Origin of the sequence: Lactobacillus crispatus (genome assembly GCF_018987235.1) — a bacterium.
In the GTDB taxonomy this organism is placed as follows: Bacteria; Bacillota; Bacilli; order Lactobacillales; family Lactobacillaceae; genus Lactobacillus; species Lactobacillus crispatus.
This window is the reverse complement of the sequence record NZ_CP072197.1, coordinates 1,453,586-1,478,455: the sequence shown is the minus strand read 5'-3', so window position 1 is coordinate 1,478,455 and position 24,870 is coordinate 1,453,586. Positions and strand designations below refer to the sequence as shown.

Below are 24,870 nucleotides of genomic sequence, written 5' to 3'. Positions count from 1 at the left end.
AATTAGGAGTGAGAAATCGTGATCTATGTCGCTTGTGGCTTAGTTATGGTGGCGGTAGGGTTGATTTGGCTGATTACGCCAGCCAAAAGGCCCAACCGAATTTATGGCTATTTATCTTATCTTGCGCAAGTTAACCAGGATAGTTTTAAGTTTGCTCAGAAACGGGCAAGCTGGTATTGTATCCTGTTTGGGTTTATTCAAGCACTGTTAGGAGTAATCATTCACTATTTGAATTGGGATCGCTATTTTCTCATTTGGCTGTTAACATTTTATTTATTTATCTTATTGCCAATTGTTTATACCGAAAAAAGTTTGAAAACATTTTTGTCTAAACGACATGAATTGCCACATGACTATGTCGATCCTGATCAAGTGAAGCATAAGAGAACAAAAGGGTTTAGGGATTGATAATGAGTTTGAGAATATTAATGGTCGAAGATGACACTTCCGTAGCTGAAATGATGGGAATGTTTTTCAAAAAAGAAGGTTGGCAACAAGACATTGCTGTTGATGGTGTCGAAGCCGTCGATATGTTTAAAAAGAACGCGGATAAGTATGATCTGATTACGTTAGATTTGAATTTGCCAAAAAAAGATGGGATTCAAGTAGCTAAAGAGGTACGGGCAATTTCGCCGACAGTGCCAATTATTATGCTTACTGCTCGTGGCAGTGAATCAGATCAAGTGTTGGGGCTAGGTATCGGAGCTGATGAGTATGTCACTAAGCCATTTAGCCCAATTGCTTTGATTGCCCGCATTAAGGCTTTGCATCGCCGCGTGATGATGGAAGAAGAACCAGCTCATACTCAAGAAGATAATCAAGACTATGAGATTACGACCGATCATTTGAAGATTTCAAAAAATAGACGAGAAGTTTTATTTGATAATCAGCCGGTAATGGGTTTGACACCAAAAGAATTTGATTTGCTGTATACAATGGCACAAAAGCCTAGACAAGTCTTTTCTCGTGACCAATTACTAGAACTAGTTTGGGGCTATGAGTATTATGGTGAAGAAAGAACTGTTGATGCTCATATTAAAAAGCTTCGACAGAAATTAGAGAAGGTTGGTGCCAAGGTGATCCAAACTGTCTGGGGCGTCGGTTACAAGTTTGATGATTCGCAGGTCAAATAATGAAATTAATTTACCAAAATATGTTGAGTTTCTTACTCATTATTGTGACAACTATCTCGATTATTGGTTACTCGGAGATTGGTTATGCGCGTAATCAAGCTTATACGCAAAACTACCAGCGGATGGAAAGCTATGCTAATTCTTTGGGAAACTTGGCGGAAGCTGATAGCCAAAATGGAACTGCATTACTTAGCAATAACTTCTTGAATCAATTAGAATATGTTCTTCGTGGTGATGATGCTCATTTACGTATTTTTAATGATAAAAATGAGCAGATTTATCCCAAAACAAAGGCTAGAATTCAGCTTTCGCAAGAAGTTTTTACTACTTTAAAAAATGGGCAAGAGATTAGAATTCAAAATAATCATAATGAAAATTCACCGATTAGTTCAACTAAGGATGCCTACACGGGGGTTTTGGTTCCATGGATGAATGGCAAAAATCTTGTTGGCATTGTTTGGATAGGATCGAGAGTAAAGCATGTTGAGCGACCGATTTTAATGGCTAAACGCAATTTGTTGCGTGCATTGTTAATTACTGTAGCGGTTGGATTGTTGCTGAGCTTTATTATTTCTTATTATTCAACTAAACGAATTAAGCGATTATCACGTGCTACGCAAAAAGTTGCATCAGGTAACTTTAATGTGCAAATTGAGCATAAAGATAGCGATGAAATTGATCAATTGGCTGAGAATTTCAATAAAATGGTGCAGGCTTTGAAGCAGTCGAACGAAGAGGTTAAGGCTCAAGAAGAGCGACGAGACCAATTCATGGCTGATGCTGCTCATGAAATGCGGACGCCATTGACAACAATTAATGGCATTCTAGAGGGCTTGCAATACGATGCTATCCCAGAGGATTCTAAACCGAAGTCAATCGCGTTAATGCAGCGCGAAACTAAACGATTAATTCGGTTAGTCAATGAAAATTTGGACTATGAAAAGATTCGAAATAATCAAATTATGCTGGTTAAGACTAACTTTAATGCCACAATTATTCTGCATGATTTGAAGTCGCAATTAAAACAAAATGCAACTAAAGCCAACGATGAGCTGGTTGTAGAGGCACCTGATCAGTTGCCTATTTATGCAGATCGTGACCGTTTTACCCAGGTAATGGTTAACTTAGTTCAAAATGCGATTCAATTCACTCATGATGGCAAAATTATTATTTCGGGTAAACGGATAGAGCATGGAACACAATTATCGGTTAAGGATAATGGTATTGGCATGAGCAAGAATCAGACTAAGTATATTTTTGAACGCTTTTTCAGGGCTGATCCATCGCGTGCTCGAATGGGAACTGGCGAATCAGGCTTGGGACTTGCGATTGTTTCTTCTTTGATTAAGCAACATGGTGGCAAAGTAGAAGTATTTTCCGCACCAGGTAAAGGTTCCACATTCACCGTGACCTTTTATGACAAGGGCTATGAACAGTTTGTAGCTAAAAACTAAAAAAAGAACGCACAGTTTTTTTGAAAGGTCTGTGCGTTCTTTTTAGTTATTGGTATTTTCTGAACTGTTTTTGTTTTTCGTATTCTCTTTAATATTTTTAACGCTGTCAGGAACTTGGGTAATTTCTTGTTTTTTATCTTTTAGTTCAGCGGCATCAGTACGGTAAAGATTAGTAGTTGTACCGCGATGTCTGCTATAAAGCGAGGTGGAATTGCCAGCTAATTCATTTCTGATAGCGATCATTTTTTGATAATTGACGGAATAATCAAATTGGGTTGGATCAGCAGGGACAAAGCCAGTTGGGGTGTAGAAGCGTAACAAATTGTGGTTGTTTAATAAGTCAGAATAGTGTAATGATGCCTTGGCCTTTTGTGCTAGCTCAGAGATTTCTTTTTTCTCTTGAGGAGTAAAATTAATGATTTGTTTACCGCTAACTCGGTCATAAACGGTACCTTTGATTCCTTTAGCACCAACTATGATATATCTGGAGCTGACAATGGTCCCATTACGAAAGACGATCCAATTTTGTCTTTTAGGCGAAAGCATGTCGCTACCGAATTGGACATAGTTTTTATTGTTAATACCGAGCAAATGCATCAGTGTTGGCAAGACATCAATTTCACCAGCAATTTCATGATTAATTTTTCCTTTCAAATTATTGGCATGAATCATGAATGGAACACGCTGCATTTGAACATTATTGTAAGTATTCCACGTGTCAGAGCTTTCACCAATAATTGGTGCTAAGGTTTCATTTTCAGAATTACTTAACCCATAGTGATCACCATAAATGACTACCATTGAGTTTTTGTAAAGACCAGAAGACTTCAAGTAGTGGAAAAATTCACGCAATGCCTCATCTAGGTAGTGGGCAGTTTCAAAGTAATTGTTGATAGTTTGGTCGGCAGTGTTTGTAGTCTTAAAGTTAGGGTCCTTGTCTTCTTTATCTAAGTTAAACGGAATGTGGTTGGTTACCGTAATGAACTTAGCATAGAAAGGCTGCTGCATCTGCTCTAAATATTTAACGCTTTCGGCAAAAAGCAGCTTATCTTTTAACCCATAGCCGCTTGCATCTTTACTTTGGGAGCTATAGTAATTTTTATCAAAGAAATAATTATAGCCCATATTTTTATAAACATCATTTCGATTCCAAAAACTACCGACGTTGCCGTGAAAGACAGCGGAAGTATAGCCATCTTGACGCAAAATTTGCGGTGCAGCTTGAAAGGTGTTTTCCGAACCTAAAGAAGTGAATAAAGATCCGTCGGGAATACCGTAAGTACTAGTTTCTAGCATGTTTTCCGCGTCACTGGTTCTACCTAGACCAACTTGGTGGTAGAAGTTGTTAAAGCTGAGCGTATGTTTATTTTGATAAAGTGAATTTAGAAACGGCGTCACTTCTTTGCCATTAACCTTAAGATTAATTAAAAATTGCTGGAAACTTTCTAAGTGGATGATAATCACATTGCGGTTTTTCTCAATACCAAAATATGAGGAAGATGGAGCAGCATTTTGTTTTTTGGTGAAAGTTAAAATCTGGTTCAAGTCTGCAGCGTTGGCATTTTTAGTGACTTGAACATTTTGCGCACTCTTGAAGCAATCATAAGCGGTAAAGGTGTCAATACCAAGGTATTTAACGACATAGGAGCGATCAAAAGTGTTGCGCAATAAGCGCGGACGAGAGGTTTCTGCCAAAAAAATGTTAAGGGTTAGGACAAATGCGCCTACTGAGGTAATCGCAAATGGGGTGGATAAGCCGTAAGATCTTTGATCAATTTTGATTTTATGAATGATCAGTAAAGTAACAATAACGATCAAATCAATCCAGATAATAATATCTGTTGGATGCAGAAGGGCAACGGTACTTTTACCTAGACCCTGCGAAACTTTACCAACGTTAGACATCGTTTTAATTGTTAAAAAGTCCGAAAATTGACGATAGTAGATAATATTTGCAAAAAGCAATGCCGTATTGGCAAAGTCTAAAATTAACATTGTGATGTAAGAGATCAGCGGTTTAGGAATATAAAAACCGAAGCTGATTAAAATGATGGCGGACCCTACGGGACTGAGCCACATAATGAAATGTTGATACGGGTCGCTCAAGCCTAAATTGAAATCAAAATAAGCTGCAAAAATATATTTCAGCCAGAAACAAACAACTAAAAGGGTTAAAAAGCCCGTTCGTGTTTGAATAAAACTGATAATTTTCTTTTTTTCCATATAATGCTCCTTTAACATCTTTTAATTTTAATGGTTCACCTCTTTTAAAACAATAATTTGCTAAGAGTTATCTTTTTTTTAAGATTTTCCAGCCGTGAAAATAGGTATAATCTATAATGAATATTTTGGAAAGAGGCAAAGTATGCTATTTTTGGGCCCACTTTATAGTTTTTTAGCTAAACAGTATGCAACTAATATTAACCACTTTGCATTAGTTAAATTAACCTTATTAGCGCTGGATAAAACAATATTTTATTTTTTAATTTTTGCTGTATTGCGTTTAATTTGGCTTCTTTTGGTGCGCCGCAGAAGATCAATTAGGTCTGAAGCTAGCGTTTGGGGCTTTTCTTTTTACATAATCTTAGTTTTGATGCTGACAACTTTTAGAAATACCTACTTTCCGTGGCAGCTTGACTTTAATTTCTCTAGGCCATTGAGTGATATTAACTTGGTATTCATGAAGGAAACTTGGAAATTAGTCTATGCTCCCAGTCATTTGGATTTCTTTTATAATTCTTTTGGCAATGTCTTGTGCTTTGTGCCGTTTGGCATTTTTTTCCCCATTGTTTTTTCAAAAAGAGCAACGTTTTTAAGGACGGTACTGATGGGGATGCTGTTTTCAGTGGGAATTGAGACTCTGCAGTTTTTGCTGGTGACGGGGGTTAGCGATATTGATGATGTTTTCTTCAATACTTGTGGAGCAATTTTGGGTTATGTGATTTTTAAAATTGTCAAAAAAGCCTGAATGCGCTTATAATGTACTGGTATACGCGTGGTGCTAGTTAAATCGTTTTAGTTAATAAAAAAGTCCAATCTTGTTAGACTCGACTTGTAAATAGTAATAATAGAAAAGAGTCTGATCTGATTGAACTGCCTTAAGCTTAAGCGTTTTAGCCACCATTTACAAGTTAGTTTTAAAGATTTAGTGATAATTTGTCGGCACTGGTATCGTTTGTATGCACCGGCTGAGTTTACTCATCGGCGAAATATTGATCAAATTAAAACTACGGACAGTCTGATTTTGGCTTTACTTATCTGGCAAGCTAAGACAGGAATTGAATCACAAAGAAGATTCTGTGAATGTTTCAATTGTTTATCACACTCACGTTTTAATCGGCGTTCACGTCAGCTATTGCAATTGATTTATCAGATACGGCAAGAAATGAATAAAAAGGTTGACCTGAATGGACATTTCTTGATCATTGACAGCTTTCCGGTACCTGTTTGCCAACCAATTCGCAACTATCGTGCTAAAATTTTTCGCGGTTATGCCAACATTGGTTATAAGGCCACCAAGAAAATTTACTTCTATGGTTTCAAAGTTCATGCCATTGTTAGCGATGACGGTTACATTCTTGATTATGTCGTAACAAAAGCATCAGTTCATGATGCCAAGGAGACAGTTGAACTGATGGAAAATGCACATCCATCTAATTACTATCTTCTTGGCGACGAAGGCTATTTAGGCAAAGAACTGCATCAACAGCTAAAACAAATGGGTTATGAACTTTGGACACCATATCGTAAAAATATGACAGGAGCTAAAAAGCACAATGATCATCAATTGATGGCTATTCGCAGAACAATTGAAAGCGACTTTTCGCTTCTGACCTATTACAATGCCGAGAACAATCGAGCACGTAGTCTGATAGGCTTTCAAAGCCGGTTGGAAATTGCAATTTTAGCTTATAATTTGGCTTATTGTCTAGAAAGATTTAACTAGCACCACGCGTACTGGTATTTATAAATCAAGATTGTTAAAATAGGTTTGTGAAAAATATTTTATTTAGTTAGGAAGCAGATTTATGAGTTTAATTAAATTTGATAGTAGTAAATTAACTCCATTTGTTCACGAAAATGAATTAAGTGAAATGCAAGTTATGGTAAATGCTGCTAACACTGAACTCCGTGAAGGTACCGGTGCTGGTAACGATTTCCGTGGTTGGCTTGACTTGCCAGTAGATTATGACAAGGATGAATTCGCTCGTATTAAGAAGGCTGCCAAGAAGATTCAAAACGATTCAGATGTTTTAATTTGTATCGGTATTGGTGGTTCATACCTTGGTGCACAAGCTGCAATTGAATTCTTGAACAGTAACTTCTATGGTAAGGCTGACAGCGATATGCCAACTGTTGTCTTCTGTGGTAACTCACTTTCAGGTTCATACCTTTACGACTTAATTGAATGGTTAGGCGACAAGGACTTCAGCATTAACGTAATTTCTAAGTCAGGTACTACTACTGAACCATCAGTAGCATTTAGAATCTTTAAAGATAAGTTAATTAAGAAGTACGGTAAAGAAGAAGCTGCTAAGAGAATTTACGCAACTACTGACCGTCAAAAGGGTGCTTTAAAGACTGAAGCTGATGCTGAAGGTTATGAAGAATTTGTAGTTCCAGATGACATTGGTGGTCGTTACAGTGTTCTTACTGCTGTTGGTTTACTTCCAATTGCTGCAGCTGGTGCTGATATTGATGAATTGATGAAGGGTGCAGCAGACGCTCGTGCTGATTACACTGACACTGATTTGTCAAAGGCAACTCCATACCAATACGCAGCACTTCGTAACATCCTTTACCGTAAGGGTTACACTACTGAAATTGTTGAAAACTATGAACCAAGTCTTAGAATGTTTGGTGAATGGTGCAAACAATTGATGGGTGAATCAGAAGGTAAAGACAACAAGGGTATCTGGCCATCAAGCGCTAACTTCACTACTGACCTTCACTCACTTGGTCAATACATTCAAGAAGGTTTACGTAACTTATTCGAAACTGTTATCCGTGTTGAAAATCCACGTCATGATGTTAAGATCCCAGGCGATGAAAAGAACCTTGACCAACTTAACTTCTTGGAAGGTAAGAGCTTGAACTACGTAAACGATCGTGCTTATGAAGGTGTTGTTTTGGCTCACACTGATGGTGGTGTTCCAGTTATGACTGTTAACATTCCAGATCAATCTGAACACACTTTAGGTTACATGATTTACTTCTTTGAATTAGCTATTGCTATTTCAGGTTACTTGAATGGCATTAACCCATTCAACCAACCAGGTGTTGAAGAATACAAACGTAACATGTTTGGTCTTCTTAACAAACCAGGTTACGAAGATTTACACGACGATTTAACTAAGCGTCTTTAATAAAAATACTCAGCATATTTGATAGTATGCGTATTAATATAATTAGCTGTGCTAATTAAAGAAAGAGTAGGAAACAAAGGTTTTTTGCTCTTTCTTTTTTTGTGGAAAGGATTTTTGTGTGAAAGAGAATACTAAAAATGTTTTAGCAGTATTATCAGCTGCATTTATGTCATTTGTCGGAATTTTGACGGAAACTAGTTTAAACGTCACTTTTCCTACGATGATGAAGCAATTTGGTGTCGGTTTGGATATAATTCAATGGACGACAACAGGATATTTATTGGCGATTGCGATTATTATGATTTGTTCTTCATATTTGAATGAACGTTTTACTGCGCGGCAATTGTTTATTGTTGCTTGCGTTGGTTTTATGATTGGAAGCGTAATTAGTGCTGTAGCACCTAATTTTCCTATTTTACTGTTAGGTCGGCTGATTTCAGCTCTAGGTGCAGGATTAAGTACACCGTTGATGTTTAACTTAGTAACCGAAGTTATGCCTCGCGAAAAATGGGGCGTTTACATGGGAATCGCCGGCTTAGTAGTAGCTATGGCACCGACTTTAGGACCAGCATTTGGCGGTATCACTACTTTTTATCTTAACTGGCGCTGGATTTTTGGTTTTGTTACAATTTTTGCGATCATTGTTTTTGTTGCCGGGCTATTTGTAGTCGGTAAGTATCATGAACAAACTAAAAATAGTTTTGATTGGCTATCATTTATCGTTTTAGCTATAGCATTTATTACTTTGACATTAGGCGTAAATCAAATTAGTAATGGATTTGTTAATCCTTTAATGTGGATTTTATTAATTGTGACTGCAATTTTAATTTGGCTATTTGTTAGATTATCTAAAAAATCATCCAAGAAATTGTTAGATCTAGCCGTATTTAAGCAAAAAGCGTTTGTTTATGGTGCGTTAGCTTACTTTTTATTGCAATTTAATAATATTGGTATCAGTTTTGTATTGCCTAACTACATCCAAATTGTCGGAAAGCAAACATCTTTAGTTGGTGGTTTGATTTTGCTACCAGGTAGTATTATTGCAGGGCTACTCAATCCATATTTTGGTAGCCTATATGATAAAAAAGGAGCTAAATTGCCACTTTATTTAGGTGGCTTCTTAATGGCGATCAGCTGCTTGTTATTTGCTATTTTTGGCTTAAATTTGACTGTGATGATGATCATTATTATTTATGGCATCATGATGTTAGGACACAGAATGTCATTTTCTAACACGCTAGCTGAAGCTTTAAAGGTGGAAAAAGGAGCATTGCGCGCCGATGCAACTGCAGTTTGTCAGACTAGCCAGCAATTAGCCGGTTCTGTAGGAACGACTATCTTAGCAGCAATTATGTCGATCTGGCAGAAAAAGGGTGCAACGTCCTACGCACTAGCGACAGCTCAAGGTAGTCAGGCGGCCTTTTACTTTACCTTGTTAATGGCATTGATCATTTTAATTAGCTACTGGAAAATGTTTAAAGCAGAAAAATAATATTTGACTAGTACATTAGCGTTAAAATAAGTTATAATACTAGACGGATGATGAAATTTAGTGAGAGATAAAAAGACGACTGACACACAGCCGTCTTTTTTCTATAAATTATATTTTGGCGTTTTCGTTGATAAAACTACGGATAATTTTTTCGCGCATAGCTAAGAAAACAGTGTTGTGTCCAGTCGGATGAACTCGATTGGTCAATAAAATTAGACCAGAGCGTTTGATGCGATCAAGAATAATTAAAGTACCAGTAAAACCCGTGTGCAAAATGATCGGATAATTTTGCTTTGGATCAAACCGAAGGTCCCATCCCCAAGAGCGTGGTTTTATGCCTTGGGGATTTTTATTATCAAATAGCTGGCTGACAGTCTTTTGACTATAAGGTAAAACATCCTTTAGTCCTAAATAACCTTGGGCGAAGGTAACTAAGTCTTGAAGATTGGAAAATAAGCCAGCAGAACCGCAATCTATTCCAAGTTGTCTAGCTTTAGGATCATGTGGAATACCTTGCAAGACATGGCCATCAACTAGGGCAGTAGGCACGCAATCATCCTTTTGTGGTGAAAAAGTAGTATTTTCAAGCGGCATTTGATTGAGGACTTGCTCTGTGACTACTTCTTGGACAGGTTTACCAAAAATCTTTTTAATAACTAATCCAAGTAAGATAAAGTTTGTATCGGCATACCGCATCTTGTGTTCAAATTCGTCAGTTACTGGCAGATTGATAATTGCTTGTAGTAAGGCATCATGATCTAGTTTGTCGCGGTGGGGGATCCAGCCACGAATGCCACTAGTATGGGTTAGCAAGTGATAAAGGCGTACACGCGGGTCTTTAAATTCAGGAATAAATTGCTGCAAGGGCTCAGTAAAGTTAAGTTTGCCTTGGTCATAAAGCTTAAGCAAGACATTTTCTGTTGCTAAAACCTTAGTCAAACTAGCTAGGTCGTATTCTGCAAAAGGGCTCAGCTGAGTAACTTCTGGGTAGATACTAGCAAAACCAGTAGTTGATGTAAAAATTTGCTTATTTTTGATAAAAGTGTAATTGACGCCTGGAACAACGCGTTCAAAAACCATTGATTCAATTAAATGCTGTGTTTTATTAAAGTCGATCATGTTTCACCATCCATTAGCATTATTATAGTCAAAATTACTTGACAAGCATAGAAGAAAAAAGCATAATTATAAATGTTGATTCGCCCGTTGGTCAAATGGTTAAGACGCTACCCTCTCAAGGTGGAGTTATGAGTTCAATTCTCGTACGGGTGATTTACTGGGATATAGCCAAATTGGTAAGGCACAGGATTCTGGTTCCTGGATGTTTGGGTTCGAGCCCCAATATCCCAATAATTAGAAAGGCTGTAGCATTAGAGCTACAGCTTTTTTTGTACACAAAAAAGGATTCCCGCGGGAATCCTTTCTATTTACATACCAGCCTTAATGATTTTCTTTTCGGCCATCTTCTTTCTAAGTGCAAGCATTGCAGTATAAGTTGAAAGAATATAGACCTTCTTAGTTGGCAGTTTTTTAATTTCTTCAATTAGGCTATCATCATCTGGATTAGTACTCATTTGTCCTGGATCAAAGCCAGCAATTTCAAGTCTAAAGCCCATATCATGCCAGCGTTGACCACCGACGAGGATCTTTTTAATCTTTTCTTTGTCTAATCCTTCAAAATCAGCATCCCAAATCCAAGAAGTATCAATTCCATCAGCGTGGTTGGCATTAAGCAAGGCAACTAGTGAATAATCATCTTTTTCTGTATTAAGCATGTGCAAGACTTCATCCAAACCAACTGGGTTTTTAACTAGAATTAAATCGATATCCTTATCGCCATAGTGAATTAATTCTTGACGACCAAAGATCCGTTTATTTTCTGCAAAAGCTTGAGCAACTTCAGCTTCAGTTAATCCAAAGTGGCGTGCAACAGAATAGGCGGCTAAGGCATTATAAATGTTATAAGTACCACCAATATTAATGGAATATTGCTTGTTGCCCATTTGGAACGTTGAGCTATTAGGTGTTTGATCAATAATCTTGTTAACTGTAAAAGTTAAATCAGGACGGTGGTAGCCACAGTTAGGACAGAAGAAGTCACCTAAGTTGGCATAAATACGTTCATGATAATGTAAAATGTGGTCGCATTTTGGACAAAGAACACCATCGGTATTGACTGGAGCCTTGAAGTCGTTTTCAGGTTTGTCATCAGGAAGTTTAAAGCCATAAAAAATTTTCTTATTAGGCAATTCAACTGATGAAAAAATGCTTGCATCTCCGTTAGCGATAATTGTAGCGTCAGGTGCTAATTTAATACCATTAACGATCTTGTCATAAGTGGTATAGATTTCACCATAACGGTCCATCTGATCACGGAAAATGTTGGTTAATACAAAGACGCTAGGATGAAGTAATTTGGTCACCATTTTAACATTTGCTTCATCAACTTCTAGAACAGCGATTTTTCTTTTAACTCTCTTGTGCTTGTGAGCCAAAAAAGCGGTCACGATTCCTTGTTGCATGTTGGAACCAGATGGATTAGTTAACACATCACCATACTTTTTCTTTAAAGCTTCAACAATCAAAGCAGTAGTCATTGTCTTACCATTAGTTCCCGTGACAATAACAGTTTCATAGCCTTTGGCTAAAGAATTTAAAACTTCTGGATCAATTTTCATTGCTAATTTGCCTGGGAAACTGGTGCCGCCCTTAAGGGCATTATGCAAAAACCAATAGCTTGATTTACCGGCAACTTTAGCAATTCCTGATTTAAAACTCATGTACATCCCTCACTTTAAAACTATGTCTAAGTTTAGCATAGAGCGAGGATGAAAACGAGGTTTAATACCTACACAAATTTATTTTTTCCTCTATACTATTAAGGCGAAGACTTTTTGTTAAAAGGGAGGGCCAGCATGGCGCAATTATTTTTTCGTTATGGTGCAATGAGCAGTGGCAAAACAATTGAGATCTTGAAAGTAGCTCACAATTATGAAGCACAGGGGCGCAAGATTGCCCTAATGACCAGTGGCTTGGATAATCGTAGCGGTGTAGGAACGGTTGCTTCTAGAATTGGACTTCACCGAGAAGCAATTCCAATTACTGCTGATATGAATCTATTTGATTATATTAAAAAGATGAACAAAGCAGATGTTGCTGATGGTGATGGTAAACTAGCTTGTGTGTTAATTGATGAGGCACAATTTTTGAAGAGACATCATGTCTTAGAATGCGCTAAAATTGTGGATGTGTTCAATATTCCAGTAATGACCTTTGGCTTAAAAAACGATTTTCAAAATCATCTATTTGAAGGTAGTGAAAATTTATTGATTTTTGCTGATAAAATAGAAGAGATGAAGACCATTTGTCATTATTGTGGACACAAGGCAACAATGAATTTGAGAATTAATAATGGCAAGCCTGTTTATGAGGGTGAACAAGTGCAAATTGGTGGCGATGAAAGTTACTATCCTGTTTGTCGCTATCATTACTTTCACCCAGGTGTTGAAAGATAGAGAGGATTTTTAGTTTATGGATAAAGTTATGGCTCAATTAGAGGGTCTAGTAGCTCACTATGAAGAACTTCAGGAAATGATGGCTGATCCTGAAGTTATTAATGATACTAAGCGCTACATGGAGATTTCTAAGGAAGAAGCCGATTTGCGTGAAGTAGTACAAAAATATAAGAAGTACAAAGAGGACAAAAAAGAGATTGAAGATAATAAAGAAATTATCTCTAGTGAAACTGATCCTGATTTAATTGAAATGGCTAAGGAAGAAAATTCTGAAATTGAGAAAGAAATTCCCGAGCTTGAAGATCAAATCAAGATTTTGATGTTGCCTAAGGATCCTAACGATGATAAAGATATTATCATGGAAATCCGTGGTGCTGCCGGTGGTGACGAAGCTTCTTTGTTTGCTGGCGATTTGCTTAGAATGTATGAAAAATATGCTGAACGTCAAAACTGGAAGGTTTCAATGATTGATTCCGAACCTACTGAGGTTGGCGGCTATAAACGTGTGGCAATCATGATTACTGGTGACAAGGTTTATTCGAAATTAAAGTATGAAAATGGTGCACACCGTGTTCAACGGATTCCAGTAACTGAATCTCAAGGACGTGTTCATACTTCAACTGCCACTGTTGCTGTTATGCCTGAATATGAGCAAGTAGACATTGATATTGATCCTAAGGATATTCGTGTTGATGTTTACCGTTCAAGTGGTGCCGGTGGTCAGCACATTAACAAGACCTCTAGTGCCGTTAGAATGACTCACTTGCCAACCGGGATTGTAGTTGCAATGCAGGATCAACGTAGTCAACAACAGAACCGTGAAAAGGCAATGCAAATTTTGAAATCACGTGTTTATGACTATTATGAAAGTCAAAATCAAGCTCAGTACGATGCTAAGAGAAAGAATGCAGTTGGTACTGGTGATCGTTCCGAAAGAATTAGAACATATAACTATCCACAAAATCGTGTAACAGATCACCGCATCGGCTTAACCATTAACAAGCTTGATCGTGTGATGAACGGTGAACTTGATGAAATTATTGATGCATTAATTCTTTACAACCAAACTAAGCAATTAGAGGAGTTGGCTGATCAAAATGCCTAAAATGACTTTAAAGCAGATGCGTATTAAAGCGGGTGAGAGTGCTGAAAATGCGCGTCCTGAGGATGTTGATTATGTTCTAGCAGAGCGCTTAGGCTTGACACCAAGTGAATTTGAACTGAAGCAAGAAATGGACTTAACTGCTGACCAGATTAAGCAGGCCAATAAAGATATCGAAAAATTGGCTAAGGGCATATCTCCACAGTATATTTTGGGTTATGCTTGGTTTTTGGGCTATAAAATTATGGTGCAACGCGGTGTCTTGATTCCTCGTTTTGAAACTGAAGAATTGGTTGAATGGGCATTGCAGACACTTAAATCAGGTGATCAAGTCCTTGACTTGGGTACCGGTTCTGGCTGTATTACCGTGGCTTTAGCTAAAGAAGCACAGAAGAAAGGCATTACAGATTTAACTTTATATGCTAGTGATGTAACGGATACTGCCTTAAGAACAAGTGAGGAAAACTTTTTAACTTATGATCTTGATGTAACTACTCGTAAAGCCAACGTGCTGTTGGGCTTAGAAGAGTTTGATAAGATCATCTCTAATCCGCCGTATATTAAGACAAGCGAAAAGAATGCAATGGATGAAAATGTCTTGCAAAATGAACCTAAAGAAGCTCTTTTTGCTGGCAAAGATGGTCTAGACTTCTATAAGAAATTTGCTAAGCAAGTGCGTGAGCATTTGAATAGCCATGGAGAATTTTTCTTAGAATTTGGTTTTAGCGAAGAAGAACAACTGAAGGAATTGTTTGCTAAAGAATTGCCTGATTTTGAAATCGAATTTAGAAAAGATATGGCCGGCAAGCCACGCATGGTTCATGGAAGGTGGAAAAAATAAGAACGATGGAAACGAAGATTTTTAAAAAAGATCAAATCAATGATGCAGTTAAGTTGTTAGCTAAGGGTGAATTGGTTGCTTTTCCAACTGAGACAGTCTATGGTCTAGGTGCAATTGCAACCAAAGAAAAGTCTGTGAAGGGCGTTTATGCTGCTAAGGGACGTCCAAGCGATAACCCATTGATCGTTACTGTTTCTGACGAAGAAATGATGGCTAAGTATGCTAAAGAAGTTCCAGAAAGAGCTAAGAAATTAATTAAACATTTCTGGCCAGGTCCTTTGACATTGCTATTGTTTGTTAAACCAGGAACTCTGCCAGATGCAGTTACTGGGGGACTTGATACTGTAGCATTTCGTTGTCCTGATGATCAATTGACTCATGATTTAATTGCTAAATTGGGTTATCCAATTGTAGGACCATCGGCTAATACCTCAACTAAGCCTAGTCCTACTACTGCAGAGCACGTTTACCATGATTTAAAAGGGAAGATTGCCGGAATTATTGATGACGGCCCTACTCGTGTGGGATTAGAATCGACAATTATCGACTTATCGGTAGAAACACCAATCGTTCTTCGTCCTGGTGAAATTACTCCAGAAGAGTTAAGCGAAGTTTTAGGTGAAAAAGTTTTAATTAACACGGGCAAAGTGTCAGACAAAGATATACCTAAGGCACCGGGGATGAAATACCGTCATTATGCGCCAAGTGAGCCGGTAGTCGTGGTTGATGATCCTGCTGATTTTGCAAAAATTGATTTTAATGAAAAAACTGGTGTAGCAGCTTTAGCGCCAGTTTTAGCTAAAATCAATTTGCCTCAAGCAAATAAATTTGACCTGGGTAAAAATTTAGTTGATGCCGATCATAACTTATTTGGTGGCTTGCGCTATTTCGATGATCAAGATGATATCGAAACTATTTATGTACAAGGATTTCATGAAGGTGAAGAAAGTTTAGCTTACATGAATCGATTGAATAAAGCTGCAGGTGGACATCATTTCAATAAATAAAAAAATAAAACGCAAAGGGCTTTAAACCCTTTGCGTTTTTGATTAAAATGTTTAGTGAATTATGTTATTTGTTAATAGGAGGCATATATGGGAAAGTTCGTAGTTTTGGATCACCCATTGATTCAACACAAATTGACAATTATTCGTCGCAAAGATACGGGTTCAAATGAATTCCGTCGCATTGTTGGTGAAATTGGTGGGTTAATGACTTATGAAATCACTAGAGACTTGCCACTTGAAGATGTTGAAATTGAAACACCAATGGGTAAGACTGTCCAAAAGGAAATTGCTGGTAAGAAGTTGACAATTGTGCCAATTTTACGTGCCGGTATGGGGATGCTTAATGGTGTCCTTGAAATGGTTCCTTCAGCTAAGATTGCCGTTATCGGGATGTACCGTGACGAAAAGACTTTGAAGCCACATGAATATTTCTTCAAGGCTCCAAAGGATATTGCTGAACGTGAATGTTTAGTCGTTGATCCAATGCTTGCAACTGGTGGCTCAGCTAATGATGCCATTGCTGCATTGAAGAAGCGTGGTGTTAAGGAAATTAAGCTTGCTGTTTTGGTAGCTGCTCCAGAAGGTATTAAGGCAGTTCAAGAAGCAAATCCTGACGTTGACATTTATGCAGCTGCTGAAGATGATAAATTGATGGATAATGGTTATATTTTCCCAGGTTTGGGTGATGCTGGTGACAGACTATTTGGTACTAAGTAATCGTCCTTTTTAGAAAAATATTTTCTCTAATGCGCTTTCATTTTACACAAAGACCTTTTTTGGTGTTAAGATGATTTACGTGTTCGAGTTTTATTCAGCACGAGAAGGGAGGTCACGAAGTAATGGAGAAATCATTTGTTTTTAAATTCATGGGCTTGAATTTTGAACTTTCTGGTATTATCGGTTCAACGCTAATGGCTTTAGCAGTTTTATTTATCTGCATTTGGCTTTCAAGAAAAGTTGAAATGAAACCTAACAAAAGACAAAATGTTTTTGAATATTTACTCGATTTTACTAACGGTATCGTCAAAGATAATGTTAGTGATGTAGATGCTCAGAAGCACTTGTCATTATATGCTTTCGTTTTATTCCTTTTCATTTGGTTTATGAACCAATTGGGAATGTTCCTAGAAGTCAAAGTTGATGATTGGATGTTTATTAAATCACCAACTGCTGATCCAGTAGCGACAATGTCGTTTGCAATGATGACCTTGCTTCTATCGTTCACATTCGGCGTACAAAGATTTGGTGTAGGCGGATATTTAAAGAATTATGCGCAACCAGTTGGTTTTTTACTTCCAGTTAATGTAATTGAAGAATTTACCAACTTCTTAACCTTATCATTACGTCTTTATGGGAATATATATGCTGGTGAAGTTTTGCTAACATTAATTGGTAATGATCTAGCACATGCTGGTGGACCATTTACATTGATTCTAGCAGCTCCATTAGCCATGATTTGGCAAGGTTTCTCTGTCTTCATTGGCTCTATCCAGGCATATGTTTTCGTAACTTTGTCAATGGTTTACATTGGTAAGAAAGTTACTACAGAATAAATTTTTGGAGGTATAAATTTATGACTTTTATGTCAGAAGCTTTTAAATATCTCGCTGCAGCCATTGCAGCCGGATTAGCTGCTTTAGCTGCATCATTAGGTAACGGTAAAGTTATCTCAAAGACAATTGAAGGTATGGCTCGTCAACCTGAAAGTGCAGGTAACTTAAGAGCAACAATGTTTATCGGTGTTGGTTTGATCGAAGCCGTTCCTATTTTGGCTATCATTGTTGCCTTCTTGATTCTTTTCCTTTAATAAAATTTTTAAAACTAAAAGATTTAAGTATTTAAGAGAGAAGGGCAGTAAATGACTATTCAAACATTATTTGCAGCCTCACATCATATTTACCTAGGTAATGCACTTTGGTATTTAATTTGTTTTGCCATCTTGATATTATTGGTCAAGCACTTTGCTTGGGGTCCAGTATCAGAAATGATGGAAAAGCGGCGGCAAAAAGTTATTAATGACTTGGATTCAGCTGCAAGTGATCGCAAAAAGGCTGAAACGCTTGCTAACGAGCGTGAAGCTGCCTTGAAGAACTCAAGACAAGAAGCAACACAGATTCTCTCTGACGCTAAAGCTAATGCGCAAAAAACTGGCAAAGAAATCGTAGCAAGTGCAAATGAAGATGCTGCAGCAATTCGTAAGAAGGCAAATGAAGAAGCCGCTAAGGCTAAATCAGATGCATTGGATTCTGCACGTGATCAAGTTGCTGATATTTCTGTAGCTATTGCTGAAAAGGTAATTGCTAAGAATTTATCTGCTGAAGACCAAAAGGATTTAGTCGACCAATTTATTAAGGGGTTGGATGATTAATGGCTTTAAGTAGAGAAGAAATAGCTGCACGTTACGGTACTGCTTTGTTCGGTTATGCGCAAGATAATAAAGTACTGGATACTGTTTACGATGAAATGATGGAATTGAAAAAGGCAGCAGTTGCCAATCCTAAATTCATCAGTGTCCTTAGCGATCCTATTTTAAGTAGTAAAGATAAAAAGTCTCTTTTAACTGCAGTTGAAAAAGATTTTTCAGATGAAGTACGAGGCTTTTTGAATTTGTTACTTGAATATAACCGCTTTGCTGATTTAATCGATATTATCGATGAATTTGCTTTACTTTATGACGATGAAAAGAAGATCGCAACTGGTACTGCAACTACTGTAGTTAAACTGGATGATGATCAACTTAAGCGTTTAGGTGATAGTTATGCTAAAATGTATGATTTAAACGCTGTGCGTCTTGAGAATAAAGTTGATCCAAGTATATTAGGCGGCGTAGTCCTCCAAGTGAAGGACCGCGTGATTGATGGATCAGTTAAAAATAGACTGAAGAAGATCCGTGCGCAAATAATTGATAAAAATTAAAAGAGGTGAAACCATTGAGCATTAAAGCGGAAGAAATTAGCTCCTTGATCAAGCAACAACTTGAACATTACGATGATAAGCTCGACATTAACGAAGTTGGTGTTGTAACTTACGTTGGTGATGGTATCGCCCGGGCTCACGGACTTAACGATGTATTGGCCGGTGAATTGTTAAAATTTGATAACGGTTCATACGGTATCGCTCAAAACCTTGAATCCAATGATGTTGGTATCATTATTTTGGGTCAATTTGACAACATTCGTGAAGGTGACCGTGTTCAAAGAACTGGTCGAATCATGGAAGTTCCTGTTGGTGACGCCTTAATTGGTAGAGTAGTTAACCCATTAGGTCAACCTGTTGACGGTGAGGGTGAAATCAAAGCTGATAAGACTCGTCCTATCGAAGCTAAAGCTCCAGGTGTTATGGACCGTCAATCAGTTAAGCAACCACTTCAAACTGGTATTAAAGCTATCGATGCCTTAGTTCCAATTGGTCGTGGTCAGCGTGAATTGATTATCGGTGACCGTAAGACTGGTAAGACTAGTTTGGCTATTGATACTATTCTTAACCAAAAGGGACAAGACGTAATTTGTATTTACGTTGCTATTGGTCAAAAGGAATCAACCGTTAGAACTCAAGTAGAAACTTTAAAGCGTTTTGGCGCAATGGATTACACCATTGTTGTTGAAGCGGGCCCAAGTGAACCAGCACCTATGCTTTACATTGCACCATATGCTGGTACTGCTATGGGTGAGGAATTTATGTACAATGGCAAGGACGTATTAATCGTATTTGACGACCTATCCAAACAAGCCGTCGCTTACCGTGAACTTTCCTTGCTTCTCCGTCGTCCGCCTGGTCGTGAAGCCTACCCAGGTGATGTCTTCTACTTACACTCACGTCTTCTTGAACGTAGTGCTAAGTTGAGTGAAAAACTTGGTGGTGGGTCATTGACAGCTTTGCCAATTATCCAAACTGAAGCCGGAGACATTTCTGCATATATTCCAACCAACGTAATTTCTATTACTGACGGTCAAATCTTCTTGCAAAGTGATTTGTTCTTTGCCGGTACTCGTCCAGCTATCGATGCTGGTAACTCAGTTTCTCGTGTTGGTGGTAACGCTCAGATTAAAGCAATGAAGAAAGTTGCTGGTACTTTACGTACTGACCTTGCTGCTTACCGTGAACTTGAAAGTTTCGCTCAATTTGGTAGTGATCTTGATCAAGCAACTCAAGCTAAGTTGAACAGAGGTCAAAGAACTGTTGAAGTATTGAAGCAACCACTTCATGATCCAATTCCTGTTGAAAAGCAAGTATTGATTCTTTATGCTTTGGTTCACGGTTACCTTGATTCTGTCCCAGTAGAAGATATTGCACGCTTCCAAAATGAATTGTTTGATAACTTTGACAGCAGTCATGCTGATTTGCTTAAGACAATTCGTGAAACTGGTGAATTGCCTGATGATAAGAAATTATCAGCAGCCGTTGAGGAATTCAGTGAAAGCTTTACACCAAGTGAAAAATAGGAGGTAGATTATGCCTGCATCTTTACTTGAGTTAAAGAAAAAGATTGCTTCAGTAAAACAAACCGGTAAGATCACAGAAGCCATGCGAATGGTTTCAGCATCAAAATTGAATCAAACTGAAAATCATGATAAAGAATATACCGTTTATAACGACTATGTTCGTAAAACGATTTCTCGTTTAATCAGTTCCCAAGTCGTAGATAATCTGCGTGAAAATAGCATCTCTATCGATAAAAACAATGTTGCGAAGATCGATTATACTGATGTGTTTGGTTTAGGTATTACTGCTGATATGATTCAAACCCGCAAAAAAGTTAAGACTACAGGTTTCTTAGTAATTAGCGGTGATCGTGGTCTTGTAGGTTCTTACAACAGCAATGTCATCAAAAACATGATGAGCATTTTTGAAGATGAACGTGCACAAGGACATGAAGTTAAAGTTTTAGCCGTTGGTTCTGTCGGCGCTCAATTCTTTAAGAAAAACAACGTTAATGTTGTTTACGAAAAAGATGGCGTTTCAGATGTGCCAACCTTTGATGAAGCTTTACCAATTGTTTCAACTGCAATTAAGATGTATTTAAATGGTGTCTATGACCAACTTTACGTATGTTATACTCACCATGTAAACTCATTATCATCTGCTTTTCGTGTTGAAAAGATGTTGCCAATCGTTGATTTGGATATCGGCGTAAAAGAAGCTGAAGCACATAAAGAATTAGAATATGATATCGAACCAGACATTAATAGTGTGCTTACTAAGTTGTTGCCACAGTATGCTCGTTCAACAATTTATGGTGCCATTCTAGACGCCAAGACTGCAGAACATGCTAGTTCAATGACAGCTATGCAAAGTGCGACTGATAATGCCAATGATTTGGTATCAAGTTTAACTACAAAATTAAACCGTGCTAGACAGGCACAAATTACTACTGAAATTACCGAAATTATCAGTGGTGCAAATGCCTTAGAGTAAACTTAGAGTAATAAAGAAAAGGAGGTAGATGTTTTGAGTGAAGGTGAAATCGTTCAAGTAATCGGCCCAGTTGTCGATGTTAAATTCCCAATCGATAAGAATTTACCTGATATTAACAATGCCTTGCGCGTAATCAAATCAGAGGATGAAAGCATCGTCCTTGAAGTTACGCTTGAACTCGGTGATGGTGTCTTAAGAACGATCGCCATGGAATCTACCGATGGTCTTCGCCGTGGTATGAAGGTTGAAGATACTGGTGCTCCAATTTCAGTTCCAGTTGGGGAAGATACTTTAGGTCGTGTGTTCAACGTTTTGGGTCAACCAATTGATGGCGGTCCAGAATTTTCAAAAGATCACCCTCGTGAAGGTATCCACAAAGAAGCACCTAAATATGAAGATTTAACTACCAGTAGAGAAATCCTTGAAACTGGTATTAAAGTTATCGACTTGCTTGAACCATATGTACGTGGTGGTAAAGTTGGTTTGTTCGGTGGTGCCGGTGTTGGTAAAACAACTATCATTCAGGAATTGATTCACAACATCGCTCAAGAACACGGTGGTATTTCCGTATTTACTGGTGTTGGTGAAAGAACTCGTGAAGGTAATGACCTTTACTTCGAAATGAAAGCTTCAGGCGTTTTAAGTAAAACTGCCATGGTATTTGGTCAGATGAACGAGCCGCCTGGTGCCAGAATGCGTGTTGCATTGACTGGTTTGACTCTTGCTGAGTACTTTAGAGATGTTGAAGGACAAGACGTATTGCTCTTTATCGACAATATCTTCAGATTTACTCAGGCTGGTTCAGAAGTTTCAGCTTTGCTTGGTCGTATGCCAAGTGCCGTTGGTTACCAACCAACTTTGGCAACTGAAATGGGTCAATTGCAGGAAAGAATTACTTCAACTAAGAAGGGTTCAATTACTTCTATTCAAGCTGTTTATGTTCCTGCCGATGACTATACTGACCCAGCTCCGTCAACCACATTCGCACACTTGGACGCTACTACTAACTTGGAACGTAGTTTGGTAGAACAAGGTATTTACCCAGCCGTTGACCCACTTGAATCAACTTCAAGTGCCCTTGACCCTGAAGTTGTTGGTCAAGAACACTACGAAGTTGCTACTCGTGTTCAACATGTTTTGCAACGTTACCACGAATTGCAAGATATTATTTCTGTTTTGGGTATGGATGAATTGTCTGATGAAGAAAAATTGATCGTTGCACGTGCACGTAAAGTTCAATTCTTCTTGTCACAAAACTTCTTCGTTGCTGAACAATTTACTGGTGTACCTGGTTCATATGTTCCAATTAAGGAAAGCATTAAGGGCTTTAAGCTTATTTTGGATGGTCACCTTGATGACTTACCAGAAGATGCCTTCCGTGGTGTTGGCCCGATCGAAGATGTTTTGAAGAAAGCACAATCTATGGGTGTAACTCCAAGTGATCCCGAAGCTAAAGCATTGCTAGAAAAGTAGGGTGATGTCAAATGGCAGATCCAGAAAAGCTTTTTAGAGTAAATGTTGTAACTCCTAATGGAATGATTTATTCCCATCGTGGAAGCATCGTTGATGTACGCGCTGTTGATGGTGAACGTTCAATCATGTATAACCACGTACCACTTTTAACTCCACTAGTTATTAGTGAGGTTAAGATTAAGCGAAGCCGTGAAATGGATTCAGTAGTTGATCATATTGCGATTTCCGGTGGCTATATTGAGTTTTCGAATAATGTTGCTACGATTATTGCAGATAGTGCTGAACGCGCAAGAAACATTGATGTTTCTCGTGCTGAGGCAGCGAAGCAACGCGCTGAGCAACGTTTGAAGGAAGCACGGGAAAAACATGACGAACAAACTATGGCACGTGCTGAAGTTGCTTTAAGACGAGCAATGAACAGAATTAGCGTGTACAATACTAAAGGTCACTAGAAGAAGGAAGAGACGAATGCACAAAATGCTGCATCCGTCTTTTTTTGTCAAAATTGAGGAAAATATATGTTTCAATTAGGCGTTCATGCCATTATTAGTATCATTATATATTTGATTGCGATTGGCTTATCTTTTCAAGCAGTTAAAGCAATTCAACTAGATAAAATTATTCGTAAAGGCCATGTTTTTGAAACGCAATTATTATATTTATTTATTGCAATTGAGTAATTTGTTTTAAAGATTGTGTTAAAACAAGGACAGTAAAGGAAAGTCATGATTATTTATGGTAAAATGGACGATGAATAATTATGGAGGGTTATCGTGGCACGAGATATAGGAATTGATTTGGGGACAGCAAACGTACTGATCAATGTCTCTGGTAAAGGTATCGTATTAAATGAACCTTCTGTTGTAGCTGTAAATACCGATACAAACAAGGTAGTTGCAGTTGGTTCAGAGGCATATGAGATGGTGGGAAGAACTCCAGGTAATATTCGAGTAATTCGCCCCTTGAAGAATGGGGTAATTGCTGATTTTGACATTACCGAAGCAATGCTGTCTTACTTTATTGAAAAATTAAATGTAAAAGGCTTTATGTCCAAGCCAAATATTTTGATTTGTGCTCCTACTGGAGTTACTTCAATTGAACAAAAAGCAATTATTCAGGCAGCTGAAAAGTCTGGTGGCGGCAAGGTTTATTTAGACTTTGAACCTAAAGTTGCGGCTGTTGGTGCAGGCTTGGATATTTTTAAACCGCAAGGTAATATGGTGATTGATATCGGTGGTGGTACCACTGACGTTGCAGTTTTATCAATGGGTGAAATTGTAACTTCTCAATCATTACGTTATGCTGGCGATCGGATGAACCAGGCTGTCATCAGTTACATTAAGAATAAGCATAATTTGTTAATCGGTTCTAGAACTGCCGAACAAATTAAGATTGAAATTGGTAGCGCCTTTGAACCAGACCAAGATGAACAAATTACTGTTCGTGGTCGTGACGTAGTTGATGGTTTGCCTAAGCAGACTACAGTTACTGCACCAGAGATTCAAAAGGCTTTAGAACCAGGCTTGATGTCAATCATTGCAGCAGCTAAAGAAGTATTGGAAACAACTCCACCAGAGCTTTCAGCAGATATTATTGATCGCGGAATCATGCTAACAGGTGGTGGAGCCCTATTAAAGAATATTGATAAGTTGATTTCTTATTATTTGCAAGTTCCAGTTTTAATTGCTGATCATCCATTGGAAGCAGTAGCTTTAGGAACTGGTACTTTGCTTAAAAATATTGAAAAGCATCAACGTCACTAAGTGAGGAAATTACTTGCGTAAGATTTTGATTTTTATTGTACGTATTTATCAGACAGTGATTTCACCGTTATTACCACCAAGTTGTCGTTATTATCCCACGTGTTCTAATTATATGATTGACGCGTTGAAAAAACATGGCCCAATTTTAGGGTTAATTATGGGAATTTGTCGTATACTAAGGTGTAACCCTTTTATTAGGGGCGGAGTAGATCCAGTTCCTGATAATTTTACTATTTTTCGAAATCCACATCCGGAACGATATGAAGACCCGATTATATCTTCTAAGTTTCATCCGGATAGCAAGTAGGA

25 protein-coding genes, 2 tRNA genes and 1 pseudogene are annotated in these 24,870 nt (G+C 37.9%); 25 read left to right on the top strand and 3 right to left on the bottom strand.

The window, feature by feature from the left end; all coding sequences use genetic code 11:
• Nucleotides 1-18: 18 nt before the first annotated feature.
• From J6L97_RS07155 to J6L97_RS07145, 3 genes are read left to right on the top strand one after another with little or no spacing between them, the layout of a single operon-like run.
• A complete protein-coding gene (locus J6L97_RS07155) occupies nt 19-408 on the top strand; it encodes an SdpI family protein (protein ID WP_005721386.1) in 390 nt (129 codons plus the stop codon).
• Between the two features lie 2 nt (nt 409-410).
• A complete protein-coding gene (locus J6L97_RS07150) occupies nt 411-1,133 on the top strand; it encodes a response regulator transcription factor (RefSeq protein ID WP_013086101.1) in 723 nt (240 codons plus the stop codon).
• On the top strand, nt 1,133-2,587 hold the full coding sequence (locus tag J6L97_RS07145; protein WP_057726987.1) for a sensor histidine kinase: 1,455 nt from the start codon (nt 1,133-1,135) through the stop codon (nt 2,585-2,587). Before J6L97_RS07150 ends, J6L97_RS07145 begins: the two co-directional genes overlap by 1 nt.
• Before the next feature lie 42 nt (nt 2,588-2,629).
• On the opposite strand, the gene J6L97_RS07140 is transcribed toward J6L97_RS07145, so the two are convergent.
• Nucleotides 2,630-4,828 (bottom strand): LTA synthase family protein, encoded by a 2,199-nt coding sequence (locus J6L97_RS07140; protein ID WP_191088334.1) that lies wholly within the window; start codon nt 4,826-4,828, stop codon nt 2,630-2,632.
• 124 nt (nt 4,829-4,952) lie between these two features.
• Here J6L97_RS07140 and J6L97_RS07135 point away from each other — a divergent pair, with 124 nt between their 5' ends.
• The 4 genes from J6L97_RS07135 to J6L97_RS07120 all read left to right on the top strand — a co-directional run bounded on the left by J6L97_RS07135 (nt 4,953) and on the right by J6L97_RS07120 (nt 9,445).
• Nucleotides 4,953-5,555, top strand: coding sequence for a VanZ family protein (locus tag J6L97_RS07135; protein ID WP_057726989.1), 603 nt, complete (start codon nt 4,953-4,955; stop codon nt 5,553-5,555).
• 120 nt (nt 5,556-5,675) lie between these two features.
• A complete protein-coding gene (locus J6L97_RS07130) occupies nt 5,676-6,533 on the top strand; it encodes an IS982 family transposase (RefSeq protein WP_118992340.1) in 858 nt (285 codons plus the stop codon).
• 82 nt (nt 6,534-6,615) lie between these two features.
• A complete protein-coding gene (locus J6L97_RS07125) occupies nt 6,616-7,953 on the top strand; it encodes a glucose-6-phosphate isomerase (protein WP_054832884.1) in 1,338 nt (445 codons plus the stop codon).
• 118 nt (nt 7,954-8,071) lie between these two features.
• On the top strand, nt 8,072-9,445 hold the full coding sequence (locus J6L97_RS07120) for a DHA2 family efflux MFS transporter permease subunit (protein WP_057726801.1): 1,374 nt from the start codon (nt 8,072-8,074) through the stop codon (nt 9,443-9,445).
• A gap of 108 nt (nt 9,446-9,553) precedes the next feature.
• Here J6L97_RS07120 and J6L97_RS07115 read toward each other — a convergent pair whose 3' ends face one another.
• The gene (locus J6L97_RS07115) at nt 9,554-10,564 is read right to left on the bottom strand and encodes a serine hydrolase domain-containing protein (RefSeq protein ID WP_057726800.1); all 1,011 of its coding nucleotides are present in this window, start codon (nt 10,562-10,564) and stop codon (nt 9,554-9,556) included.
• A gap of 81 nt (nt 10,565-10,645) precedes the next feature.
• On the opposite strand from J6L97_RS07115, the gene J6L97_RS07110 reads away from it, so the two are divergent.
• Nucleotides 10,646-10,717, top strand: a tRNA-Glu gene (locus J6L97_RS07110).
• A 5-nt stretch (nt 10,718-10,722) separates the two neighbouring features.
• Nucleotides 10,723-10,795 (top strand) — tRNA-Gln (locus J6L97_RS07105).
• A gap of 77 nt (nt 10,796-10,872) precedes the next feature.
• Here the strand turns inward: J6L97_RS07105 and J6L97_RS07100 are convergent.
• Entirely contained in the window at nt 10,873-12,225 is a 1,353-nt protein-coding gene (locus J6L97_RS07100; protein ID WP_005718761.1) for a Mur ligase family protein, read from the bottom strand.
• 135 nt (nt 12,226-12,360) lie between these two features.
• On the opposite strand from J6L97_RS07100, the gene J6L97_RS07095 reads away from it, so the two are divergent.
• From J6L97_RS07095 to yidD, 16 genes and pseudogenes are all read left to right on the top strand, one after another.
• A complete protein-coding gene (locus J6L97_RS07095) occupies nt 12,361-12,960 on the top strand; it encodes a thymidine kinase (RefSeq protein WP_005718762.1) in 600 nt (199 codons plus the stop codon).
• 16 nt (nt 12,961-12,976) lie between these two features.
• Nucleotides 12,977-14,065: a peptide chain release factor 1 gene (gene prfA / locus J6L97_RS07090; RefSeq protein ID WP_005718763.1), complete on the top strand. Its 1,089-nt coding sequence runs from the start codon at nt 12,977-12,979 to the stop codon at nt 14,063-14,065.
• Entirely contained in the window at nt 14,058-14,903 is an 846-nt protein-coding gene (prmC, locus tag J6L97_RS07085; protein WP_013086109.1) for a peptide chain release factor N(5)-glutamine methyltransferase, read from the top strand. The genes prfA and prmC overlap by 8 nt, the downstream gene beginning before the upstream one ends.
• Before the next feature lie 5 nt (nt 14,904-14,908).
• Nucleotides 14,909-15,910, top strand: coding sequence for an L-threonylcarbamoyladenylate synthase (locus J6L97_RS07080; RefSeq protein WP_023488069.1), 1,002 nt, complete (start codon nt 14,909-14,911; stop codon nt 15,908-15,910).
• A gap of 87 nt (nt 15,911-15,997) precedes the next feature.
• On the top strand, nt 15,998-16,627 hold the full coding sequence (gene upp, locus J6L97_RS07075; RefSeq protein WP_005718766.1) for a uracil phosphoribosyltransferase: 630 nt from the start codon (nt 15,998-16,000) through the stop codon (nt 16,625-16,627).
• A 122-nt stretch (nt 16,628-16,749) separates the two neighbouring features.
• A complete protein-coding gene (gene atpB, locus J6L97_RS07070) occupies nt 16,750-17,463 on the top strand; it encodes a F0F1 ATP synthase subunit A (RefSeq protein WP_035443070.1) in 714 nt (237 codons plus the stop codon).
• A 29-nt stretch (nt 17,464-17,492) separates the two neighbouring features.
• A complete protein-coding gene (gene atpE / locus J6L97_RS07065; protein WP_054832885.1) occupies nt 17,493-17,717 on the top strand; it encodes a F0F1 ATP synthase subunit C in 225 nt (74 codons plus the stop codon).
• A gap of 51 nt (nt 17,718-17,768) precedes the next feature.
• Entirely contained in the window at nt 17,769-18,278 is a 510-nt protein-coding gene (atpF, locus tag J6L97_RS07060) for a F0F1 ATP synthase subunit B (protein WP_023488071.1), read from the top strand.
• A complete protein-coding gene (gene atpH / locus J6L97_RS07055) occupies nt 18,278-18,826 on the top strand; it encodes an ATP synthase F1 subunit delta (protein ID WP_023488072.1) in 549 nt (182 codons plus the stop codon). Before atpF ends, atpH begins: the two co-directional genes overlap by 1 nt.
• 14 nt (nt 18,827-18,840) lie before the next feature.
• The gene (gene atpA, locus J6L97_RS07050; RefSeq protein ID WP_054832882.1) at nt 18,841-20,352 is read left to right on the top strand and encodes a F0F1 ATP synthase subunit alpha; all 1,512 of its coding nucleotides are present in this window, start codon (nt 18,841-18,843) and stop codon (nt 20,350-20,352) included.
• A 10-nt stretch (nt 20,353-20,362) separates the two neighbouring features.
• Nucleotides 20,363-21,325, top strand: a complete 963-nt coding sequence (locus J6L97_RS07045; protein WP_023488074.1) for a F0F1 ATP synthase subunit gamma — start codon at nt 20,363-20,365, stop codon at nt 21,323-21,325.
• A 33-nt stretch (nt 21,326-21,358) separates the two neighbouring features.
• Entirely contained in the window at nt 21,359-22,798 is a 1,440-nt protein-coding gene (gene atpD / locus J6L97_RS07040; protein WP_035443063.1) for a F0F1 ATP synthase subunit beta, read from the top strand.
• Between the two features lie 11 nt (nt 22,799-22,809).
• Nucleotides 22,810-23,250 carry a F0F1 ATP synthase subunit epsilon gene (locus J6L97_RS07035; RefSeq protein WP_023488076.1) on the top strand — a complete coding sequence of 147 codons (441 nt, stop codon included), beginning with the start codon at nt 22,810-22,812 and terminating at the stop codon, nt 23,248-23,250.
• A gap of 66 nt (nt 23,251-23,316) precedes the next feature.
• A pseudogene (locus tag J6L97_RS07030) lies at nt 23,317-23,472 on the top strand (DUF1146 family protein); the annotation flags it as partial.
• A gap of 99 nt (nt 23,473-23,571) precedes the next feature.
• The gene (mreB, locus tag J6L97_RS07025; RefSeq protein ID WP_013086112.1) at nt 23,572-24,561 is read left to right on the top strand and encodes a rod shape-determining protein; all 990 of its coding nucleotides are present in this window, start codon (nt 23,572-23,574) and stop codon (nt 24,559-24,561) included.
• Nucleotides 24,562-24,574: 13 nt separating this feature from the next.
• Complete coding sequence (yidD, locus tag J6L97_RS07020; RefSeq protein ID WP_013086113.1) at nt 24,575-24,868, top strand: membrane protein insertion efficiency factor YidD; 294 nt, start codon at nt 24,575-24,577, stop codon at nt 24,866-24,868.
• Nucleotides 24,869-24,870 lie beyond the last annotated feature (2 nt).

What these genes read in the sequence shown, in the direction of transcription:
- J6L97_RS07145 (WP_057726987.1), top strand. Translation starts at nt 1,133, where the DNA reads ATGAAATTAATTTACCAAAATATGTTGAGTTTCTTACTCATTATTGTG.
- atpE (WP_054832885.1), top strand. Translation starts at nt 17,493, where the DNA reads ATGTCAGAAGCTTTTAAATATCTCGCTGCAGCCATTGCAGCCGGATTA.
- J6L97_RS07115 (WP_057726800.1), bottom strand. Translation starts at nt 10,564, where the DNA reads ATGATCGACTTTAATAAAACACAGCATTTAATTGAATCAATGGTTTTT.
- J6L97_RS07035 (WP_023488076.1), top strand. Translation starts at nt 22,810, where the DNA reads ATGGCAGATCCAGAAAAGCTTTTTAGAGTAAATGTTGTAACTCCTAAT.
- prfA (WP_005718763.1), top strand. Translation starts at nt 12,977, where the DNA reads ATGGATAAAGTTATGGCTCAATTAGAGGGTCTAGTAGCTCACTATGAA.
- prmC (WP_013086109.1), top strand. Translation starts at nt 14,058, where the DNA reads ATGCCTAAAATGACTTTAAAGCAGATGCGTATTAAAGCGGGTGAGAGT.
- atpB (WP_035443070.1), top strand. Translation starts at nt 16,750, where the DNA reads ATGGAGAAATCATTTGTTTTTAAATTCATGGGCTTGAATTTTGAACTT.
- J6L97_RS07140 (WP_191088334.1), bottom strand. Translation starts at nt 4,828, where the DNA reads ATGTTAAAGGAGCATTATATGGAAAAAAAGAAAATTATCAGTTTTATT.
- atpH (WP_023488072.1), top strand. Translation starts at nt 18,278, where the DNA reads ATGGCTTTAAGTAGAGAAGAAATAGCTGCACGTTACGGTACTGCTTTG.
- J6L97_RS07150 (WP_013086101.1), top strand. Translation starts at nt 411, where the DNA reads ATGAGTTTGAGAATATTAATGGTCGAAGATGACACTTCCGTAGCTGAA.
- atpF (WP_023488071.1), top strand. Translation starts at nt 17,769, where the DNA reads ATGACTATTCAAACATTATTTGCAGCCTCACATCATATTTACCTAGGT.
- upp (WP_005718766.1), top strand. Translation starts at nt 15,998, where the DNA reads ATGGGAAAGTTCGTAGTTTTGGATCACCCATTGATTCAACACAAATTG.
- J6L97_RS07095 (WP_005718762.1), top strand. Translation starts at nt 12,361, where the DNA reads ATGGCGCAATTATTTTTTCGTTATGGTGCAATGAGCAGTGGCAAAACA.
- J6L97_RS07045 (WP_023488074.1), top strand. Translation starts at nt 20,363, where the DNA reads ATGCCTGCATCTTTACTTGAGTTAAAGAAAAAGATTGCTTCAGTAAAA.
- J6L97_RS07125 (WP_054832884.1), top strand. Translation starts at nt 6,616, where the DNA reads ATGAGTTTAATTAAATTTGATAGTAGTAAATTAACTCCATTTGTTCAC.
- J6L97_RS07100 (WP_005718761.1), bottom strand. Translation starts at nt 12,225, where the DNA reads ATGAGTTTTAAATCAGGAATTGCTAAAGTTGCCGGTAAATCAAGCTAT.
- J6L97_RS07080 (WP_023488069.1), top strand. Translation starts at nt 14,909, where the DNA reads ATGGAAACGAAGATTTTTAAAAAAGATCAAATCAATGATGCAGTTAAG.
- J6L97_RS07135 (WP_057726989.1), top strand. Translation starts at nt 4,953, where the DNA reads ATGCTATTTTTGGGCCCACTTTATAGTTTTTTAGCTAAACAGTATGCA.